The organism is Cobetia sp. SIMBA_158 (genome assembly GCF_046566945.1).
GTDB lineage: Bacteria > Pseudomonadota > Gammaproteobacteria > Pseudomonadales > Halomonadaceae > Cobetia > Cobetia amphilecti.
This window is the reverse complement of sequence record NZ_JAWJYL010000252.1, coordinates 1-279: the sequence shown is the minus strand read 5'-3', so window position 1 is coordinate 279 and position 279 is coordinate 1. Positions and strand designations below refer to the sequence as shown.

Here is a 279-nt window from a genome sequence, read left to right as displayed (position 1 = left end):
CGTTTGGTTTAGAAGCCGCAGAAAAACTTGGCGTAGCGGTGACACAAGTGTTCAAAACTTTAGTAGTGACCACCGATACGGGCGTACTTGCTGTGGCGATATTACCAGTCGACAAGACACTTAATTTAAAAAAAATGGCTAAGGCACTATCTTCTAACAAATTGCTATCCTGCAAAAAAGTACAGATGGCCGACCCAAAACAAGTAGAACGAAGTACAGGCTATGTGTTGGGTGGCGTCAGTCCACTGGGTCAAAAAAAACGACTAAAAACCGTGATAG

General features: G+C 43.4%; 1 protein-coding gene. It reads left to right on the top strand.

Translation table 11 applies throughout. From position 1 onward, the window contains the following. A partial coding sequence (locus R2R70_RS19850) for a YbaK/EbsC family protein (protein WP_410978876.1) occupies positions 1 to 279 on the top strand: 279 nt, incomplete at both ends.